We start from the raw sequence: 18,238 nt of genomic DNA on the forward strand, positions 1-18,238 counted from the left end.
GAATCCTGCGTGCAAGGTACCGGCCGGTCATACCGGTGTCGATACGCGGAATCGCATCGGCGCCATTCGGAAGTTGAATGCGCGCGGCCCGCATGAGGCGCGCGGATCGGATACAACGGGTCTTCCGGCGGCCTTCGCCGCGCACCCGGAATCGCCGGTGCGTCACAGTCCACACAGGAATCCCGCCATGGCAAGGAATGCCGGTTTCGCCGCCTCGCTCGACCTGCGGCTGCTGGTCGTGTTCGACGCGGTGCTGCGCAAGCGCAGCCTGACCCAGGCCGGCGACAGCCTTGGCCTCAGCCAGCCGCTGATGAGCCAGTCGCTGAGCAAACTGCGGCAGTACTTCGGCGATCCGTTGTTCGTGCGGACCACTGCCGGGATGTCGCCCACGCCCCGAGCGCGCGAACTGGCGCCGCGCATCGCCAGCGTGATCCAGCTGATGCAGGAGGCCATCGAAAGCCCCGACCAGTTCGACCCGGCCGTCTCTCGCCGCAGCTTCAGCTTCGTCGCGACCGATTTTGGCGCCGCTTTCCTGCTGCCCCGCCTGCTGGGCCACCTTGCAGAGCATGCGCCCAACATCCGGGTGCGGGCCATTGCCGCACCGCGGCACGGCGTGGAGGAAATGCTGGAAGAGGGCGAGGCGGACCTGGCCATGGGCAGCTTCGCCATCACGCGCTCGCCGTTCTACCAGCGCCGGCTGTACGCGTCCGACTACGTCTGCCTGGCGCGCGCCGGCCACCCGGTGGCGCAAGGCGCGCTGAGCGAGCAGGCCTACCTGAACGCCTCGCATGCGCTGGTGGCGCCGCTGCCGATCGGCTACGAGGCGCTGGAGCGCTTCCTGCTCGACAGCATTCCGGCCGAGCGCTTTGTCGTCACGCTGCCGAACTTCCTCACGGTGCTGACCACGCTGCCGAGTTCCGACGCGCTGTTTACGGTCTCCCGCCGCGCCGGGGTCGAGGTGGCGCGGCTGGTCGGCGCCCAGGTGCTGGAGCTGCCGGTGAAGATTCCCGGCTTTGTGGTGCGCCAGTTCTGGCATGAGCGCTTCCACAAGGACCCTGCCAACAAGTGGTTCCGCGACCTGATCCACAGCCTGCTGGCCGATGCGGGCGAGGGCGGCGACGAGACCTGCGCCGCCTGAGCGGCGCGGCGCCGGATGCCGAATCGGCATTCGGTGTATTCCTTTCCGGCTATGGCCCCGCGCGGGCCCCGCTTCCATACTCCAGCCAAGCCCGCAAGCGCCCCGGTATCCGGCGCGGCCGGGCGGATAGCCTAAGCCAGTTAAGGAGACGATATGGAAGGCAACCTCATTCGCGGTCTGCATCACATAACGCTGTGCACCAGCACGGCCCAGGGCGATGTGGATTTCTTCGTCAAGGTGTTGGGGCAACGCTTTATCAAGCGCACCTTGTTCTACGATGGCCGCATTCCGATCTACCACCTGTATTTCAGCGACGCGGACGGTACGCCCGGCACGGTGATGACCACGTTCCCGATGCGCCGCACCGAGCTGGTCGGGCGCAAGGGCTCCGGCCAGTTCACCGCCATCGCCTACTCGGTGCCGGCGGGCTCGCTGGATTTCTGGCGCGAGCACTTTGGCCGCCACGGCATCGCCATTGCGCAGGAGTCGGAGCGTTTTGGCGAGAAGTACCTGCGCGTGGTACATGCCGGCATCGACTTCGAAGTGGTGGAAGATCCCATCGATACGCGCAAGCCGTGGCGCTCCGAATACGTGCCGGAGCAATATGCGGTGCGCGGTTTTCATAACTGGACGGTGACCGTGCGTGAACTGGAGGACATGGACACCTTCATGCAGACGGCCTGGTACTTCCGCAAGACCGTGGCCGATGGCAATTTCACCCGCTATGAAGCGGGCGAGGGCGGGGCGGGGCGCCGTATCGATGTGCTGTACGAGCCCGACCTGCGCCAGGGCACCTGGACGCTGGCCGAGGGCATCGTGCACCACGGCGCCTTCGACGTGGCCGACTACGATACACAGGCCCGGGTGAAGTTCGACACCGAGGGCATGGGCTTTACCGATTTCTCCGACCGCAAGAACCGTGGCTACTTCGAATCGGTCTACGTGCGCACGCCGGGTGGCGTGATGTTCGAGGCCACCAAGTCGCTGGGTTTCAAGATGGACGAAGAAGAGGCCATGCTCGGCACCGAACTGAAGATCTCCCCGCAGTTCAATGCGTCGCACGACGAACTGCGCAAGCATATGCAGAAGGAGGACCCGATCCATGTCTGATTTCCGGCCTTCCCCGACGACGCGGTGCCCGGCCATGGAGGTGGCGCCATGACGTCCTTCAAACTGGTGGGCACCGGCCCACGCAAAGTAATGCTGTTCCCCGGACTGCTCGGCACGCGCGACGCGTTTGACGACCTGCTGCGCTGGGCGGATCTGGAGGCATTCCAGTATGTCGCGCTCGAATACCGTGGCTACGGGCTGGCGCGCAATGAGCGCGGGCTGATGACGATGCGCGAAGTCGTGATCGACGCCACGCGCCTGGCGGACTATCTCGGCTGGAGCCGTTTCGCCGTTGCCGGGCACTCGCTCGGCGCGCTGGCTGCGCAGATGCTGGCGCTGGCGCTGCCGCAGCGCGTGGACGTGATCGTCTCGATTGCCGGCCTCAGCGCGCGCGGCGGCAGCAGCGACCCGCAGCGGGTGCGGACGCTGCAGGAGGCGGCGGCGTCGCGCCAGCGGCGCGAAGACCTGGTGACGGCCGGCACGGCGCACCGCTACCCGGCCGCCTTCGCCCGCGCCGTGGTGGACAGCAGCTGGGACAGCATCGACGCCGGCGCCTTTGCCAGTTATGCGCTCGATGCCAGCCGTACCGACATCAGCCAGCAGGTGGAGGGCTCGGACAAGCCGATCCTGGTACTGGTGGGCCAGCATGACGGCAGCAATACGGAAGCGGCAGCCCGCGCCACCACGCTCAAGTGGTACCGCAACGCGACGCTGCAGGTGCTGGCGGGAGCCGGCCACTATCCGGTGCAGGAAACCCCGGCGGCCACCGGCGCGGCGCTCGAGAGCTTCCTGCTGCGCAGCGCGGACGACGGCCAGGCGGCGACCCGGCCGGCCTAGCACGGCGCAAGGCCGCGGCCCCTGCCTCCATGGCATCGGCAGGAGGGAGCCGCGGCCCATGGGGTCAGTCCCGCGGGACGTCGAACAGCAGCACTTCGGCATCCCGTCCTTCGCTCAGCATCAAATCGCAGGGGCCCCTGACCTTGAGCGCATCGCCCTGGTCCAGCGGATGCCCGTCCACGCGCAGGTGACCCCGCGCGACCTGCAGGTAGGCCTGCCGGTCCGCCGCGCAGTGGTACGCCAACGAGTCCGCGCCATCGAGAACGGCAGCGCGCAGGTACACGTCCTGGTGAATCACCACCGAACCGTCGCGGCCGTCCGGCGAGGCAATCAGCCGCAACACGCCGCGTTTCGATGCCGCATCGAAATGCCGCTCCTGGTAGCTCGGGGGCAGGCCAGTCGTGTGCGGCTCGATCCAGATCTGCAGGAAGTGCACCTCCGTGCTGTTCGATGCATTGAACTCGCTGTGCGCGATGCCGCGCCCGGCGCTCATGCGCTGCACGTCGCCGTAGCGCAGGACCGAGCCGTTGCCCATGCTGTCGCGGTGTTCCAGCCCGCCGTCGATCACATAGGAAATGATCTCCATATCGCGATGGGCATGCTCGCCAAAGCCCTTGCCGGGGCTGATGCGGTCCTCGTTGAGGACCACGATGGGGCCAAAGCGCATGTGGCGGACATCGTGATAAGACCCGAAGGAGAACGAATGACGGGCACGCAGCCAGCCGTGGTCGGCTTGTCCGCGGCCCTGGCCGTAGCGGATTTCAATGCTCATGAGGATGCTCGATGTGGATGGGTTGAAAAGCCGTGCGAAACGTTGGGCGACAGGCGTTGAGCCAGAGGCGTCAAAGGGGGATCTTGAGCTGCAGCCACAGGCGCGTGCCCTGCGGACGGTTGTGCGCGTCGAACTCGAACTGCAGCTTCAGGATCAGCGGCATGGCGGGCGTGATGTTGTAGCTGAGGTAAGGCCCCAGCGCGTTCACGCGGCCGCGATTGCCGTTGCCATTGACCACCACGCCGTTCTGGCGGTCGTCGGTGGTCTGGCGGTAGAGGTAGCCGTTGAGACCAAACTGCAGCGGGGCGATAGGTCGATAACCCGCGCTGAACTCGATCGTCGCTTCGTCGCCAGACTGGTAGTTGGTTGCATTGTTGCGCGTGTTGAAGCCATAGCGGATCTTGGCATTGACATCGACATTAGGCAGTACGAACCAGGTGAAGGCAAAGAACGGCGCGATCTGGTAATAGTTGCGGCCCGTGTTGACCCGCTCGCTGGTATCGTAGGTGCCCAGCGGCAGGTGCGTATCGAGCCCCAGCGTCCGGTGGTATGCGCCCAGGTGCCAGCCGAGGATGATCGGGGCGAAGGCGGTGTCGCAAAGCCCGGTGGTATCGCCGCCGCGGTCGAGTGCCGACATCGGCGGCGGGCGCGCGATATCGAGCTGCAGGTGCGCGTTTGCCACCGGTTGCACCACGCGCGTCTCCAGGGTGGCGCCGAATAGCCTGACACGGGGCCAGACATAGCTCAGGCGCGCTGCCGCGGAGTTGACGTCGAGGCCGAAGTTCGCGAACTGCTTGTTGTCGTGCCCGCTGTTGTCCTTGAAGCGGCTGGCGGTGTAGTACGAGTAGTAGAGAAATGCATGCAGGCCCTCGGTCAGCATCAGGCCGACATAGTTGGTTTCGACGCCGACCGGCAAGTTGTTTGCTCATGATGATTTCCTGGCGATCTTCCGAGGGGGACAACAAACAACTTGCCGCGGGCTTCGACGCCGGCTAGGCGGCCCTGGCCCGGTTCAGCACGAAATCGAAGTCGAGCCGGTAGTCGCCACCCGCTTGCCGGATCCACTCCCCGACCAGGGACTCGCGCACGCCGAAGACGGCGTCGGAATCCAGGTAGCGGTCGCCCTTGCGGAACACATGGGTGACCAGCGTCTCGTAGCCGGGCGCCTTGATCATGAAATGCAGGTGGGCCGGCCGCCACGGGTGGCGTCCGGTGGCGCGCAACAACTCGCCCACGGGGCCGTCGGCCGGGATGGGGTAGGCTTGCGCCACGACGGTGCGGAAGCTGAACCTGCCATCGTCGCCCGCCTGCAGCACGCCGCGGCCCTGCGCCTCGTCCAGGTCCGCGTATTGCACGTCATAGTTGCCGTCGGCATCGGCCTGCCAGACATCGACGGTCGCGCCGGCGACCGGCGTGCCGTCCAGGTCCTTGATCGTGCAATGCACTTCGCACGGCTCGCCCCTGGCGCCATTGGCCAGGTCCGCGCCGTCTTCGAAATGCGGCGCGCCTTCGACGTGGAAGGGGCCGAACACGGTGGATTCGGTGCAGCCCGGCGGCTTCTGGTTGTTCATGCACACGGTGAGCATCGACAAGCCGAGCACATCGCTGAGCAGGATGAACTCCTGGCGCTTGTCATCGCACTTCTGGCCGGTGGCGGTGAGGTACTGGATGCCCTTGAGCCATTCGGCCTCGGTGAGCTTCACCTCGCGCGCGAAACTGTGCAAATGCTGCACCAGGCTGGTCACGATCTCCTTGACGCGCGGATCCGGGGTATCGGACAGGCGGGCCAGTACCGCCTGCGTGATGGTGTCTTGGTCGAGATTGCGCATAGTGTTGTCTCCAGATGCTGAGGGGATCGGTGGGCGGGGTGTCCGGCAAGCCGGCCACTCATGCCAGCGTGCAGGCCTGCTCGAAAGACAGGCGCGGGCTGCGGGCAAAGACTTTGGCGGGGTCTCCGTGGCCAATGCCGCAGATGAAGTTGGATTTGACGGTGGTGCCGGCAAAGAAGGCGGCGTCGACCGCGGCGTTGTTGAAGCCGGACATCGGGCCGCAGTCCAGGCCGACCACACGGGCCGCCATGATCAGGTAGGCGCCTTGCAGCGTGCCGTTGCGAAAGGCAGTGATCTCGGCAAAGGCAGCCTTCTCGTCTCCCTCGAACCAGGTCTTGACGGACGGGTTGTGCGGGAACAGTTCGGGCAGGTTCTTGTAGAAACTGGTGTCGTAGCCGACGATGGCCACCACCGGCGCGTTCATCACCTTGTCGACGTTGCCCGGGGCCAGTGCCTCCTTCAGCTTGAGCTTGGCTTCCTGGGTGCGCAGGAAGACGATGCGCGCGGGCGAGCAGTTGACCGAGGTCGGGCCCCATTTCATCTGCTCGTAGATTTCGCGCAGTTGCGCGTCGGAGACGGCGCGGTCGCGCCAGCCGTTCTGGCTGCGGGCGTTGCCGAACAGAGTGGCCAGCATTTCGTGGGTGGACATGGTGATTCTCCTTGGTGTCGCGTGTGCGGGTAATCAGCGTGGGGCGGCCGGCGCGGGTACTTCGCGCCGGTGCTCGCACAGGGGTGGTCGTTAGTTGGAGAGGTTCAGATCGCCATGGCGCCAGCCAGTGCGACTTCCTCCTGGTGCCGTGCCGAATCGAGTGCCTTGGCGTAGTCGGCGGTCTTGGTGTATTCGGTGGACTGCTCGGCCACCGGGTCGATGCCGCAGACCTGCCGGGCGAGCTTGCCGTAAGGACCCGAGCCGGAGAACTCGGCGCGCTGCATGGTCAGCATGCGGATGCTTTGCAGCGGCGTGCCGTTGAAGTTCTCGAACACGAACAGGCGGTTGCCCCAGTCGGTCAGGAACAGGTCGCGGATCACGCGGCCGATCTTCACGCGGTCGTGCGGCTTGCCCACCGGGCCGTTGTTCATGCGCTCGAACCAGCCGTTGAGTTTTTCGTCCTGCCACTGGTCCTCGCTGGCGAAGATCAGCGCGCTGCGCCCGGACAGGTCGACCAGCTCATAGATCATCTGCGAGAAGTTCTCCAGGTAGAGCGCGCGGCCGAAATCGTAGATCAGGATGTTGGGCTTGTAATGGCCGCCCGGCGTGTGGAAGCCAAGCTCCTCGCTGGATATCACGTGCGCCAGCATGGCCTGGTGAAAGCCGATCAGCTTGGCCAGCCGTGTCTGCACCGCCGGAATCTTGCTGGTGCCGATATGCTCCGTGATCAGCACGGCGAGACCTGCCACCAGTTCGGCGCGCACCATCTGGCGGATCAGCGCGTGGTAGTGCAGCCAGTCGAACACGCGTTGCGGGTACAGCTTGGCGTGCTCGGGGTTGCCGATGTGGAACACGTGCGACCACGGGATGAAGACGTTGTCGAACACCGTCATGCCGTCCAGTTCGTCACCCTGCGCGGCCAGCGGATGCTCGACGGGGTCTTCCTTCACCAGGCTCTCGCGGCAGACGATGGTGACGCCCTTGGTGTTGACCGGCGTTGCGGCAAAGATGATCTGGTCGCCGGGGATGCCGGGGCGGAAGAACACGCCGATATGGATCCAGTCGGCGAAGGCCACGCCGGTACCGATTGCCTTCACGCCGGAGACCACGATGCCCTTGTCGTTCTTTTCCACCACGCGCAGGCCTGGCGATTTTTGCTGCGCGTCGGGGCTGGAGCGGTCCATCTGCGGATCGACGAACTGCGGCGCGCAGTTGAAGTCATGCTCCTTGGCGAACTGGATGAAGTTGACGATGTTGCGCGCCTTGATCTTGCCCTCGGCGCCGATGGATTGCGTCTCCCACGGCGCCGGATCGTCGATATAGGTGGTCAGCACATAGTTGTTGACGTCCGGCGTGCGCGGGAACGATGCGCCGGCCATCTCGCGCATGACGGTCTCGTGGTACTTGCGCTTGCGGCGCAGCTGCTCCTTGTCGCGGTGGCCGAACCACTGCATGGCGCGGCGCTCGCCGTCTTCGTCGATATAGGTCATCACGTCCTGCAGGTCGGGGCGGTGATGCAGGTCGTAGAAGTCCGCGTGGCGCTGGGCGTAGTCGCGCGTCTTGGGATGGGTGGCGATATTGTCGATCTTCTCGTTGCCGACCCAGACATCGCGGCCGTCGTTGAGGGATTCCAGGTACTGCTTCCCGGTGCGGATCATGGCTGTCTTCTCCTTGGGTGAATCGACTTCGCGGGGATGCGATGCGATTTGGTGGCTTGGGTGCTGCAATGGCGACAGGCGATGCGCGATGGCTTGCCCGGTTGTTCGTTTGCGGTGGGTTGCCGACACGACGGAAAGGTCAGGCGGCGACGGGTTGCGTAGTGGCATAGGTGCGCTGGCAATAGACCAGCGGCGACACGGCTTCGGCGTGGGTCGCCGCCAGCACATGTGCAAGAAAGATGCTGTGCGTGCCGACCTCATAGGCATCGGCAACGCGGCAATCCAGCGCCACCATGGCGGCCTTGCTGCACGGCGCGCCGGTGAGCAGGGCGCTCCATTCGCCGGTGGCGAAGCGCTCGGGCATCGGCAGTGCGCCGGCGCCGGCAAACACTTGCGAAAGGTCGGATTGCCCGGACTGCAGCCAGTTCACGCTGAGCACGCCGTTGGCCTTGACGATGGCATTGGCGTAGCTCTTGCGGTTGATGCAGACGAGCACCGTGGGCGGGTTGTCGCAGACCGAGCACACCGCCGAGCAGGTGACGCCGGCCATGCCGCCGGCACCGTCGGTGGCAATCACGGTGACCGGCGTGACGGCCTTGGCGAGCGCGTCGCGGAAGGCCTGTGCGCTGATGCCGGGCTTGCTATCGGTTGCGTTGGGGAACGATGCCAGGTGCACAGCCGGCGTCTTTGTCTCTTCATGCTTGTCGCCGCGCACCGCAAATGGAAAGCCTGACATGATGATTCTCCTTTCTTGGGAAGTCGCCCCTTCGTGGGGAAACCTTCGCACTGTCATCGGGAAACCGCGCTTCTTGTGTTCAAGGCCGAGCGTTGAAAGTAGACTAATTGGATTGCCCGATTTCTACTATTGAGACGACGTCATGGACACTATTCCCCAGAGGAATGAAGACGAACTGGGCCTTCATCACCTGCAGGTGTTCGAAGTCTTGCTGGCCGAGCGCAGCATCACCAAGGCGGCGCGCGTGCTCAATCTCACGCAGCCTGCGCTGAGCAAGACGCTGGCGCGGCTGCGGCTGTATTTCGGCGATCCGTTGTTCGTGCGCGTGTCGCTGCGCATGGAGCCGACCCCGAAGGCGCTGGCGCTGGCGGAGCCCGTGCGGGGCATCCTGGAACGTATGCGCGCGCTGCGCTCGGATCATGTGTCCTTCGATCCCGCGGCGGCCGAGCGGACCTTCAGCTTCTTCATCATCGATGCGGGCGTGGCGCAGATGTTGCCGCCCATCATCAACCACCTGGCGGCAGCGGCGCCGCGCGTGCGCGTGCAGGCCGTCAACTGCGACGCGCAGCACATCGACCTGTGGCTGGAATCGGGCCTGGTGGACATCGCGGTGGGCTCGTTTCCCAATCTCACCCAAGGCGTGCGCAGGCAGCCGCTATGGCGCGAGCGCTATGCGGCGGTGACGCGCAGCGGCCATCCGCGCCTTGGGCCCGCGCCCAGCCTGGCGGCGTTCGTCGCGGAGAAGCACGTGCTCGTGACGGCGGCGGGCACGGGGCATGAACACCTGTCTGTCGAACGCATCCTGGAAGCCGCCGTACCGCGCGAGAACATCGTCTGCCGCGTGCCGATGTTCACGGCCGCTGCCATGATCGCGAGGCACTCCGATGCCGTGGTGCTGGTGCCGGTGACGCTGGGCACGATGCTGGCCAGGGACATGGGGCTGCAACTGTTGGAGCCGCCGCTGGAGCTGCCGGAGATCGAGATCGCGCTCTACTGGCACGACCGCGTGCACCGTGAAGCGGGCAACCAGTGGATCCGCTCGGTGCTGCGCAAGCTGTTCCAGCTCCACGAGACGGCGCAGCTTGGGTAAGGGGAATCCGCGGGAAATTGCTTACAGGTAAACCCTCCGGCGATCGCCGGTTATAGTCTTCATGCTCCAGCCCGCCTTGGATTCGAGGCGTTTCACGCCATAGCATTCGCTGCATGCCCTTGAGGCGCGTGGCCTCGGCCGCGTCGATGCGAATGCCCACCGTGCGGGAGACGTACCCATGAAAGTCATCACCGAAGCCAACGAGTTCGCGCCACGCGGCGCGGTTGTATCCATCGGCATGTTCGACGGCGTGCATCGCGGCCACCGGCGCGTGCTGGCTATGTTGCGGGCCAGGGGCCGGCAAGCGGGACTGCCCACAGTATTGGTCACCTTCGATCCGCACCCCCGGGCTGTCGTTCATCCCGGGGGGCCGCCGCCCTTGCTGTCGAGCCTGGACGATCGCATGGCGTTGCTGGCGGCAACCGGCGAGGTGGACACCTGCCTGGTGCTGCGTTTCGACAGGCAGCGCAGCGCGGAGCCTGTCGAGAACTTCGTGGGCGGGACGCTGGTGGGACACCTTGGCATGCGCACGCTCGTGGTGGGCGAGAACTTTGCCTGCGGCCGGGGCCGCAAGGGCAATGTGGACTACCTGCGTACCCTGGGCGCACAGTGGCGCTTCGATGTGGATCCCGTCGCGCTGCGCGCGCCGACGGAATCCGGCGCCGGCAACCATTGCTCGTCGAGCGAGACGCGGCGGCTGATCCAGCTCGGCGAAGTCAGCGCGGCGGCGGCGATGCTGGCGCGTCCGCATGAAATTACCGGGACCATCGCGAACGCGCAACAGCCGTCGGAACGCGCGATCTCGGTGGTGTTGCCGGAGGGGATGTGCATGCCTGCGGCGGACAACTATGCTGGCGCGGTCAGGCGGAAAGACGGCGCATCGCAGTGGACGCCCGCCATTCTCCAGGTACGGGACGAGCGCGCTGCGGGTGCGCCTGCGGTACATCTGGTGACCCATGAAAGGATCGAGGCCGCTTGCGGAGAACGCATGGCACTGCGGTTTTTCCACAGGGCCGGGGAACTGGCCGCGGCGTAGCGGCACGAAGTACAGCGCGGTCGAAATGCCTTGCCGCAACGCGGGCAGCACCAGCGTCCAGGTGTCCACGGTGGTGATGTAGCCCGAGCGAATGAAGAACACCGCTGCGAAACCGGCGAAGGCCAGGGTAGCCGGCAGGCGCATCGGAGCGCGGCATGACCTCGCCTCTGGCACCTGCGCCAGGAAATCGTCGCGCGCTTTTAATTAAATAAAAAAGAGGCGCTCAGGCGGCCGAGAATTTGCCGAGCAGGCGGATGAACTCGTCGAATTCGCCCTTGGTGAAATCCTTCAGGCGCGCATTCAGCACCTCGGGGGCGATCTCCGGGATCTGTTCGGCAACGCCATGGCCCTTGGCGGTGAGTTCCAGGTTGACCACGCGGCGGTCGTCCACGCTGCGCGAGCGGGTCAGCAGGCCCTTGTGCTCCAGCTTGTCGAGCATGCGGGTCATCAGGCCGGTGTCGATCACCAGCAGCTTGCTGAGTTCGAACGGGGTGGTTGCGACGCCACGGGACAGCGACAGCAGGATGCCCATCTGCTGGGCGGTGATATCCAGTTCCTTGAGGGCGGCGTCCATTTCCATCAGCACAAGGTTGCGGGCCTTGTTGAGGAAGAACCCCACGCTCTGCGTGAGGCGAAAGTTCTCTCTGGTGTAGTGCTTCATGGTCGCCTCCTGTTTGCTGGATGGATAGTATTTGATAAGTCAGATAAATTCAAGGTCAGAATCTACAAATTTCAGTGAGCCGGCGGGGCGGGGGTGAGGGCGAGGAACGGGCCGCTTCCGGTAGCTAGCCACCCAGGCCGCGGCTTGCAAAATACCGGGCCGGCGAGTCGCCAAAAGCACGGCGGAACATGGCGATGAAGTTGCTCGGCGTGGCGTAGCCCAGGGCCTCGGCCACCGCGGCCACGGCTTCGCCGCGTGCGAGCCGGGCTACGCCGCCCGGTGGCGCGACGAGATGACGGCCCTGGTCGGGCAGGACCGGGCCTTTGTGCTGATCCATACCGCACAGGACGAAGAAGCGCACGAGGACCGCAAGCAACGCGCGCAATGGCTCAAACAGCACAAGGCGCCACTCGGGAGAAGTTGCAGGGCGCTGATCCATATCGAACCCGACCCGGACAAGCGGGCGGCAATGGCTGCGCAGGCGCAGATGGCGGTCAAGGCCTTTGGCGTGCCCGTGGCGATGGCCGCCACCATGGCGGAAGCGCTGGCGCTGGGCAACTATGCCCTGGCTGCCGCGACCACGGCGAATGCGGATGCCGGAGCGCAAGATGGCCCCTCGCGCTGAACGCCGGGCGGGCGCTGTGGCGGCGCAGCGCGCCTTGATGGCGAGGCCCATGCACATCACCATCGTCGGTGCCGGCCTGGGCGGCTTGTGCCTGGCGCAAGGGCTCAGGAGGCATGGCATCGCCTTCGACGTCTACGAGCGCGATGCGGCACTGACCAGCCGCACGCAGGGCTACCGCATCCGCATCGATCATCGGGGCCAGCAAGCCTTGAAGGCCTGCTTGCCGGCAGACCTTTTCGCCTTGTTCAAGGCAACCGGCGCGATGCCGGTGGAGGGCGTCAATGTGGTCGACACAGGGCTCGATGCCGTGACCGGAATGTGGGTGGAGTCGTGGCGGCGGGCCGGGAGCGAAGGCGCTGGAAATGTTGAAGAGGACGACCTGAGCGTGAACCGCCAGACGCTGCGTGAAGTCCTGCTGTGCGGCATCAAGGACCGTGTGCATTTCGGCAAGGCGTTCGTGCGTTACCGGGAGTGCGAAGACGGGCGCGTAGCCGCCGGGTTTGCGGATGGTTCATCCGCCGTCTCGGACGTGCTGGTGGCGGCGGATGGCGTCAATTCCCAGGTGCGCCGGCGCAGTTTGCCGGGCGCCACCCCGGCGGATACCGGGTTCGCCTGCCTCTACGGCAAGACTTGCCCGACGCCTGCAGCGCTGGCGCGGATCTCCGGCGTGCTGCGGGACAGGACTTCTATCGTCTTCGTCGATGGCCTCGCGGTCATCATCGATCCGATGCGGTTCCGGCCGCAGCCCACGGGCTACCCGCCTGGGCAAGTGCGAGGACTATCTCTACTGGGCCATCGTCGGCGCCCGCGAGAGCCTTGGCATCGGCTGGGAGGGTGGCGATGCGTTGCGCCAGGACGAACTCGCCGCGCGCATCGAGCGCGTCACGGCAGACTGGCACATCGGGCTGCGGGCGCTATTCCAGCAGGGCGATCGCGCCTCGCTGGCCATGCTGCCCGTCAGGACGGCAGACGTGCCGCCGGCATGGCCGACCAATGCGGTCACGGTGCTGGGGGATGCCATCCATGCCATGAGTCCCGCAGGTCGCCTGGGGGCGAATGCGGCGCTGCACGATGCACACCTGCTGGTGCGGCAACTGGGCGAGGCCGCTGCAGGCCACCTTTCGCTGCGCGCGGCCATCGGCAGTTACGAAACCGCCATGCGGGAGCACAGTTCGCGCGCGATCCTGGCTTCGCAGCGCGGTACGGAAATCTTGCTCGGCTACGGGGGCCGGCGCCATGCGCGGCCCGAGCGCATCCTGGCTGGCTAGGCGCCACGGCTTGCGGGGCGGCAATCGGAATCCCGCCGGCCCCGGCTCGTTGCGCCAATGGTGCCAATGTCTCATTTCCATCCCGCCGTTCGCCGCCTATATTTCGCAGGCTGGCCGCGCTCGGTGGATTGCATGCGCCACTTCAGTACGACGATCCTCGGCGGCTTGCGCTGCCGCGGTATCCGAAGATGGGCATGCCGGGTTCGGTCAAGAGCGCCTATGACTGTATCAAGGTGTTTTCAGAGACCGATTTCACCGAAGACCTGAAGACGTTCGACGTGCCGACGCTGTTCCTGCACGGAGACGACGACCAGATCGTGCCGATCGGGGCGGCGGCCATGCTGGCCTCCAGGCTGGTCAGGAACGCGACGCTGAAGGTCTACCCGGGCGCATCGCATGGGATGTGCGCGGTCAACGCAGAGCAGGTCAATGCAGACTTGCTTGCCTTTCTGCAGGGATTGCACGGATGAAGCCGCGACAGGCATAAGTGCAGGCAGCGCGGCTAAGGGAAGGGGCCGCGCGGATTTGCCGCGGCTGGCGTGCCGTGGTGGATTTGCGTTGCCGCTTGCGGAGCGGCAACGCGGGTGCCAATTACTTGGAAGACTTCGCGCCGTCCGTATAGGGGTCGGCCTTGCCGGCCTTCGCGCCGTCCGTATAGGGATCGGCCTTGCCAGCCTTGGCACCGTCGGTGTACGGGTCGGGCTTGCCCTGGTTGGCATTCAAGTCCATCTGGGTGGATTGCTTGGCACCATCCGTGTATGGATCGAACTTGCCGGATTTCGCACCATCCGTATAGGGGTCGGCCTTGCCTGCCTTGGCGCCGTCGGTGTATGGGTCGAACTTCTTTTGCTGGCCATAGCTCAAGCCTGAAGCCGTCGCGGCGGCGATAAGTAACGTCATCGTGAGGACTTTGCGCATCTCTTGCTCCGGTGGTAGCGAGGACCCTGTACTGCATCCTGCAAATATCATCGTAGGAGTGATTTCATGCTGCCTGAAGTAAAACGTTGTAAATCCTTGTTGCCGGGATTTCGGCGATTTCCTTTTGGGCCGGAGGGCGCGACCACAGGTTGAAGAATGTGCGATCCCGCTTGAGCGCCCGTGACGACATCGTGCGTTCGCAGATGGCTTGCAAAAATTCCTTGACTATCTATCTACCAGTAGATAATATTCAGCACATGGAAGCCACTGCTCCGCCCCAGCGAGAAAGCTGAAGCAGGAAAGAGGATCCAGCGCAACACCCGGGGAATCCCCGTTTTTTTTGGACCAACCAGTCTATCTACTAGTAGATAACGGCCAGAAAGAACGAAGGCTTCCAAAGCGTACCGATTCGATTCCGCCCCAGCGCGGATCCTCAAAGTGAATGGAGAACATCATGACCTCGAACCTCTTCGCCAAGACCCTGATCACCGCCGCCGCCCTTGCCGCCGCCTTCGTTGCCGGCACCGCGCAAGCTTCGGGCCCGAAGGACAGCACGTTTGCCGGTGACAAGTACGGCTATGTGTTCCGCAGCGCTACGCCCGGCGCGTTCACCGACGGCGCGCGTAGCGGCAAGGCCGACCCGTTCACCGAAGGTGCCCGCGTCGGCAAGGCTGATCCGTACACCGACGGCGCCCGTATCGTCGCCGGCCTGGACCGCACCGGCGTGTCGGCTTCCCCGGCCCGAAGCGTGGATGGCTATACCGATGGCGCCCGTAGCGGCAAGTTCGACCCGTTCACCGAAGGTGCCCGCGTCGGCAAGGCTGACCCGTACACCGACGGCGCCCGCATCGTCGCCGGCCTGGACCGTACCGGCGTGTCGGCTTCCCCGGCTCGCAGCGTGGATGGCTATACCGACGGCGCGCGCAGCGGCAAGTTCGACCCGTTCACCGAAGGTGCCCGCGTAGGCAAGGCTGACCCGTACACGGACGGCGCCCGCATCGTCGCCGGCCTGGATCGCACCGGCGTGTCGGCTTCCCCGGCCCGCAGCGTGGATGCCTATACCGATGGCGCCCGTGACGGCAAGTTCGATGTGTTCACCGATGGCGCCAATGTCTGAGCGCAGGCAAGCGCGGGAACGGGATCGCCAGGGCGGGGAGCCGGTTCGCACCGGTTCCACGGCCTGAACGGCGACCCGGGCAGGAAATGAAACAGGTTAGACATTTGAGTGGGAGTGCATCATGAACCTACGGGACAGCTTCCTGATCCTGGCTGGCTGGGTGGTCCTCTGCGTAGCCAGTGGCTCTCTGATCACGGTGGTGGCGCAAGTGCTGCCGGCTTGAGTGAGCATGGAACGACTTGTGCGAATGCACACGAATTTGGCTTGAGGATCTATCAATAGATAGATAAGATCTCGCTATGAAAACGCAATCCGTACGCGAACAACTGCTCGAACACACGCTGGTACTGATCCGCCGGCGCGGTTTCAATGGTTTCAGCTACCGCGATCTGGCCGAATTGGTCGGGGTCAAGACTTCGAGCATCCACTATTACTTTCCCGCCAAGGACGACCTGGTGCTGGAGGCGGTGAAGGAATACAGCGCCCGCATCTCGGAGCGGCTGCGTAGCGTGGATTCGTCGCTTTCACCGCGCGAGCAGGCGGAGGGTTACCTCAATTTCCTGCGCACCGCGGCCTGCGGCGACCAGATCTGCCTGGCTGGCATGTTGTCCACCGAGACGCTGTGCCTGCCGGAGTCGGTCCATACCGAGCTCAAGCAGTTCTATCGGATGAACGAAAACTGGCTGATGGGCCTGATCGAACGCGCCCAGAGTGAGTACGGCAAAGTCTACCCGGTGACGCCCCGCGCGCTGGCTCAGGTGATCTACGGTGCGCTGCAAAACGGCTTGATCGTTGCCCGCTTGTTCGGGGCGCCCGAACGGCTGGAGTCGGCGGCGGATCTGTTGATGGCCTCGGTGTCCGAATAAGCACGTCGGCGCATGAAAAAGCCGACCCTTCGAGGTCGGCTTTTTGTTTGGGCGATGCAACCGATGATCCGCCCGGAGATCCGCCGCCGCATCAGCCCGGCGTGTCCGCCACTACCTTCCAATGCTCGCCTGACTCCTGCGCGCGGCCGTCCCGGACCAGCTTGAGCAGGTGCGCCAGCAGCGAGCGCTTTGCCACCGGCAGCATGCGTTCGGGCACGTCGTCGTAGACCCGCAGGAGCAGGGTGTCGATATCGGTTTCCCCCAGGTCGCGCAGCGCGTTGAGCACCTTGGCTTCGCGCTGCATGCGATGGCGGATCAGGGTGCGGATGGCATCGGCGGGCCTGGGCATCAGGAAGCCGTGGCCAGGCGCGAGCCATTCCAGGTCTTCATTCTGCAAAGCGGCCAGCGAGGCCAGGTAAGCGTGCATATCGCCGTCGGGCGGATTGATCACGACGGTGGAGCCCTGCATCACGTGATCGCCGGTGAACAAGGTCTTTTCTTCTTCAAGCAGGAAGCACAGGTGGTTGGACGCGTGCCCCGGCGTGTGGATCACCCGCAGCGTGCAGCCATTGCCCAGCGACAGGCGCTCGCCATGCTCCAGGATGCGCTCGGGCTGGAATGTCTGGTCCTGCCGCGATGTTGGCGGGGCGGGCCGGCCCAGCACCGGGGCGCCGGTGGCGGCCTTCAGCCGGGGCGTCGCCGGCGAGTGGTCGATGTGCGTGTGGGTGGCGAGGATCCAGCGGACTGGCCCGGGCGCGGCTGCCAGCACGGCGGCTACATGGGCTTCATCGTCAGGGCCCGGATCGATCACCGCCCACTCGTTGCGCGCCGGATCGCCCACAAAGTAGGTGTTGGTGCCGGGTCCGGTCATGACGCTGCCATTGTTGGCGGTGACGCGCCAGACGCGCTCGGACAGGCGCACCGCGACACCTGGCGCCAGTTCGTAGCGTGCATGTCCTTCGCCGTGCGGGTCGATGCGCTCGATCTCCGCATAGGCTGCCTCGCTCGGCAAGACGGGGCGCGGGCCGCCGCTGCCTTGGGCCAGGCGAGGCATGATGCGCGCGATGTCGCGCAGCTGCGCGGCATGGTCAAAGCAGGCTTGCGCGGTGTCGAAACGGGCAATGGACGCGAGCGTGCGCCGCGTAACGGGCACGGTCTTGATACCGCTTGCCGGGTCGATGGCATCGCCGGGGCGCACCCAGATATGCTCCATGGCCTCGTCGCCATCGTGCGCGGCGGTCTGCCCAGGGGGCGCCACGGCGACGAAGAAGCGCGTGTCGAAGCGCTTGGGCAGGCCGGGCGGCGTCAGCCAATGGCTGTGGTAGGCCAGGCGGTCCACCGCCAGGCGCACATTCAGGCGCTCGCACAGCTGCGCCATGCCCGGGCCGCCACGCCGGGCGGACTGCCGCAGCCAGTCATGCTGCGCCGCGTCAAGGGTATCCAGCGCGATCAGCTCGCCACCGGCATCGCTGGCAAATAGCAGGCCGGCTTCTTCGAAGCATTCGCGCACGGCCGCCAGGTAGAAATCCAGGCCGCCGTCCGGCAGCTTGAGGCGCTGGCTTGCCGCGGCGTCGTCCAGGCCAGCGCAGACATCATGCAAGGCCCTGTCCTGGGGGTCGAGCGTGCCGCCGGGAAAGACAAAAGCGCCGCTGCTGCGGTCGTCGTTGCGCTCGGGGCGCCGCACCAGCAGCACCTCCATGCCGGCCGCGCCATCGCGCACGACCAGGATGCTTGCCGCGTGGCGCAGGGAGGTGGATCGGGATCGCAAAGGGGGGGTGCTTCCGCTCTGTTCTTGATCGCTCATGTGGGGCGGGTTCCTGATTGACTGGCTGGGTTCAGGCGATAGTGTAGCGGTATCGCCCGGCTATGCCACCGAGGGAAAGCGAGACAGGAAAAGGGCGCTGCCGATACGCGGGTAGATACGGAGG

At 65.4% G+C, this 18,238-nt stretch carries 19 protein-coding genes and 2 pseudogenes; 11 read left to right on the forward strand and 10 right to left on the reverse strand.

Features of this window, described 5'->3' with window-relative positions:
- Positions 1-187 precede the first annotated feature (187 nt).
- From ACZY0R_RS23800 to ACZY0R_RS23810, 3 genes are all read left to right on the forward strand, one after another.
- Complete coding sequence (locus ACZY0R_RS23800) at positions 188-1,138, forward strand: LysR family transcriptional regulator (RefSeq protein WP_488861721.1); 951 nt, start codon at positions 188-190, stop codon at positions 1,136-1,138.
- Between the two features lie 153 nt (positions 1,139-1,291).
- Positions 1,292-2,248, forward strand: a complete 957-nt coding sequence (locus tag ACZY0R_RS23805; RefSeq protein WP_488861723.1) for a VOC family protein — start codon at positions 1,292-1,294, stop codon at positions 2,246-2,248.
- Positions 2,249-2,296: 48 nt separating this feature from the next.
- Positions 2,297-3,085: an alpha/beta fold hydrolase gene (locus ACZY0R_RS23810; protein ID WP_488861725.1), complete on the forward strand. Its 789-nt coding sequence runs from the start codon at positions 2,297-2,299 to the stop codon at positions 3,083-3,085.
- A 64-nt stretch (positions 3,086-3,149) separates the two neighbouring features.
- Here the strand turns inward: ACZY0R_RS23810 and ACZY0R_RS23815 are convergent, their stop codons facing one another.
- The 6 genes from ACZY0R_RS23815 to ACZY0R_RS23840 all read right to left on the reverse strand — a co-directional run bounded on the left by ACZY0R_RS23815 (position 3,150) and on the right by ACZY0R_RS23840 (position 8,729).
- On the reverse strand, positions 3,150-3,857 hold the full coding sequence (locus ACZY0R_RS23815; protein WP_488861727.1) for a pirin family protein: 708 nt from the start codon (positions 3,855-3,857) through the stop codon (positions 3,150-3,152).
- Positions 3,858-3,927: 70 nt separating this feature from the next.
- The gene (locus ACZY0R_RS23820; protein WP_488861729.1) at positions 3,928-4,773 is read right to left on the reverse strand and encodes a SphA family protein; all 846 of its coding nucleotides are present in this window, start codon (positions 4,771-4,773) and stop codon (positions 3,928-3,930) included.
- A gap of 76 nt (positions 4,774-4,849) precedes the next feature.
- Positions 4,850-5,686, reverse strand: coding sequence for an intradiol ring-cleavage dioxygenase (locus tag ACZY0R_RS23825; protein WP_488861731.1), 837 nt, complete (start codon positions 5,684-5,686; stop codon positions 4,850-4,852).
- A 58-nt stretch (positions 5,687-5,744) separates the two neighbouring features.
- The gene (locus tag ACZY0R_RS23830) at positions 5,745-6,335 is read right to left on the reverse strand and encodes a malonic semialdehyde reductase (RefSeq protein ID WP_488861733.1); all 591 of its coding nucleotides are present in this window, start codon (positions 6,333-6,335) and stop codon (positions 5,745-5,747) included.
- A gap of 104 nt (positions 6,336-6,439) precedes the next feature.
- Entirely contained in the window at positions 6,440-7,993 is a 1,554-nt protein-coding gene (locus ACZY0R_RS23835; protein ID WP_488861735.1) for a 4-hydroxyphenylacetate 3-hydroxylase family protein, read from the reverse strand.
- Positions 7,994-8,132: 139 nt separating this feature from the next.
- Complete coding sequence (locus tag ACZY0R_RS23840) at positions 8,133-8,729, reverse strand: flavin reductase (RefSeq protein ID WP_488861737.1); 597 nt, start codon at positions 8,727-8,729, stop codon at positions 8,133-8,135.
- Between the two features lie 142 nt (positions 8,730-8,871).
- On the opposite strand from ACZY0R_RS23840, the gene ACZY0R_RS23845 reads away from it, so the two are divergent.
- Both ACZY0R_RS23845 and ACZY0R_RS23850 read left to right on the forward strand, forming a co-directional pair.
- Entirely contained in the window at positions 8,872-9,819 is a 948-nt protein-coding gene (locus ACZY0R_RS23845; protein ID WP_488861739.1) for a LysR family transcriptional regulator, read from the forward strand.
- 178 nt (positions 9,820-9,997) lie between these two features.
- Positions 9,998-10,855 (forward strand): FAD synthetase family protein, encoded by an 858-nt coding sequence (locus ACZY0R_RS23850; protein ID WP_488861741.1) that lies wholly within the window; start codon positions 9,998-10,000, stop codon positions 10,853-10,855.
- 223 nt (positions 10,856-11,078) lie between these two features.
- Here ACZY0R_RS23850 and ACZY0R_RS23855 read toward each other — a convergent pair whose 3' ends face one another.
- Positions 11,079-11,516 (reverse strand): MarR family winged helix-turn-helix transcriptional regulator, encoded by a 438-nt coding sequence (locus tag ACZY0R_RS23855; protein ID WP_045237753.1) that lies wholly within the window; start codon positions 11,514-11,516, stop codon positions 11,079-11,081.
- Positions 11,517-11,640: 124 nt separating this feature from the next.
- Positions 11,641-11,781 (reverse strand): annotated as a pseudogene (locus tag ACZY0R_RS23860) (helix-turn-helix domain-containing protein); the annotation flags it as partial.
- Between the two features lie 60 nt (positions 11,782-11,841).
- Here ACZY0R_RS23860 and ACZY0R_RS23865 point away from each other — a divergent pair.
- From ACZY0R_RS23865 to ACZY0R_RS23880, 4 genes and pseudogenes are all read left to right on the forward strand, one after another.
- A complete protein-coding gene (locus tag ACZY0R_RS23865; protein ID WP_488861743.1) occupies positions 11,842-12,141 on the forward strand; it encodes a hypothetical protein in 300 nt (99 codons plus the stop codon).
- Positions 12,142-12,190: 49 nt separating this feature from the next.
- Positions 12,191-12,307, forward strand: a pseudogene (locus ACZY0R_RS23870) (NAD(P)-binding protein); the annotation flags it as partial.
- Positions 12,308-12,842: 535 nt separating this feature from the next.
- Positions 12,843-13,409, forward strand: coding sequence for an FAD-dependent oxidoreductase (locus ACZY0R_RS23875; RefSeq protein ID WP_488861745.1), 567 nt, complete (start codon positions 12,843-12,845; stop codon positions 13,407-13,409).
- Between the two features lie 29 nt (positions 13,410-13,438).
- Positions 13,439-13,879 (forward strand): alpha/beta fold hydrolase, encoded by a 441-nt coding sequence (locus tag ACZY0R_RS23880; protein WP_488866128.1) that lies wholly within the window; start codon positions 13,439-13,441, stop codon positions 13,877-13,879.
- A gap of 121 nt (positions 13,880-14,000) precedes the next feature.
- Here ACZY0R_RS23880 and ACZY0R_RS23885 read toward each other — a convergent pair whose 3' ends face one another.
- Complete coding sequence (locus ACZY0R_RS23885) at positions 14,001-14,327, reverse strand: hypothetical protein (protein ID WP_045237750.1); 327 nt, start codon at positions 14,325-14,327, stop codon at positions 14,001-14,003.
- Positions 14,328-14,781: 454 nt separating this feature from the next.
- On the opposite strand from ACZY0R_RS23885, the gene ACZY0R_RS23890 reads away from it, so the two are divergent.
- Both ACZY0R_RS23890 and ACZY0R_RS23895 read left to right on the forward strand, forming a co-directional pair.
- Complete coding sequence (locus ACZY0R_RS23890; protein WP_488861747.1) at positions 14,782-15,444, forward strand: copper resistance protein CopQ; 663 nt, start codon at positions 14,782-14,784, stop codon at positions 15,442-15,444.
- Between the two features lie 299 nt (positions 15,445-15,743).
- Positions 15,744-16,310: a TetR/AcrR family transcriptional regulator gene (locus tag ACZY0R_RS23895; RefSeq protein ID WP_488861749.1), complete on the forward strand. Its 567-nt coding sequence runs from the start codon at positions 15,744-15,746 to the stop codon at positions 16,308-16,310.
- Between the two features lie 91 nt (positions 16,311-16,401).
- Here ACZY0R_RS23895 and ACZY0R_RS23900 read toward each other — a convergent pair whose 3' ends face one another.
- Positions 16,402-18,114: an MBL fold metallo-hydrolase gene (locus ACZY0R_RS23900; protein ID WP_488861750.1), complete on the reverse strand. Its 1,713-nt coding sequence runs from the start codon at positions 18,112-18,114 to the stop codon at positions 16,402-16,404.
- Between the last annotated feature and the right edge of the window lie 124 nt (positions 18,115-18,238).

The sequence above is a fragment of the Cupriavidus sp. F041 genome, from assembly GCF_057814235.1.

Excerpts from the sequence above, each read along its gene's own strand:
- ACZY0R_RS23800 (WP_488861721.1), top strand. The coding sequence starts at position 188 with ATGGCAAGGAATGCCGGTTTCGCCGCCTCGCTCGACCTGCGGCTGCTG.
- ACZY0R_RS23805 (WP_488861723.1), top strand. The coding sequence starts at position 1,292 with ATGGAAGGCAACCTCATTCGCGGTCTGCATCACATAACGCTGTGCACC.
- ACZY0R_RS23810 (WP_488861725.1), top strand. The coding sequence starts at position 2,297 with ATGACGTCCTTCAAACTGGTGGGCACCGGCCCACGCAAAGTAATGCTG.
- ACZY0R_RS23815 (WP_488861727.1), bottom strand. The coding sequence starts at position 3,857 with ATGAGCATTGAAATCCGCTACGGCCAGGGCCGCGGACAAGCCGACCAC.
- ACZY0R_RS23825 (WP_488861731.1), bottom strand. The coding sequence starts at position 5,686 with ATGCGCAATCTCGACCAAGACACCATCACGCAGGCGGTACTGGCCCGC.
- ACZY0R_RS23830 (WP_488861733.1), bottom strand. The coding sequence starts at position 6,335 with ATGTCCACCCACGAAATGCTGGCCACTCTGTTCGGCAACGCCCGCAGC.
- ACZY0R_RS23835 (WP_488861735.1), bottom strand. The coding sequence starts at position 7,993 with ATGATCCGCACCGGGAAGCAGTACCTGGAATCCCTCAACGACGGCCGC.
- ACZY0R_RS23840 (WP_488861737.1), bottom strand. The coding sequence starts at position 8,729 with ATGTCAGGCTTTCCATTTGCGGTGCGCGGCGACAAGCATGAAGAGACA.
- ACZY0R_RS23845 (WP_488861739.1), top strand. The coding sequence starts at position 8,872 with ATGGACACTATTCCCCAGAGGAATGAAGACGAACTGGGCCTTCATCAC.
- ACZY0R_RS23850 (WP_488861741.1), top strand. The coding sequence starts at position 9,998 with ATGAAAGTCATCACCGAAGCCAACGAGTTCGCGCCACGCGGCGCGGTT.
- ACZY0R_RS23855 (WP_045237753.1), bottom strand. The coding sequence starts at position 11,516 with ATGAAGCACTACACCAGAGAGAACTTTCGCCTCACGCAGAGCGTGGGG.
- ACZY0R_RS23875 (WP_488861745.1), top strand. The coding sequence starts at position 12,843 with ATGGCCTCGCGGTCATCATCGATCCGATGCGGTTCCGGCCGCAGCCCA.
- ACZY0R_RS23885 (WP_045237750.1), bottom strand. The coding sequence starts at position 14,327 with ATGCGCAAAGTCCTCACGATGACGTTACTTATCGCCGCCGCGACGGCT.
- ACZY0R_RS23890 (WP_488861747.1), top strand. The coding sequence starts at position 14,782 with ATGACCTCGAACCTCTTCGCCAAGACCCTGATCACCGCCGCCGCCCTT.
- ACZY0R_RS23895 (WP_488861749.1), top strand. The coding sequence starts at position 15,744 with ATGAAAACGCAATCCGTACGCGAACAACTGCTCGAACACACGCTGGTA.
- ACZY0R_RS23900 (WP_488861750.1), bottom strand. The coding sequence starts at position 18,114 with ATGAGCGATCAAGAACAGAGCGGAAGCACCCCCCCTTTGCGATCCCGA.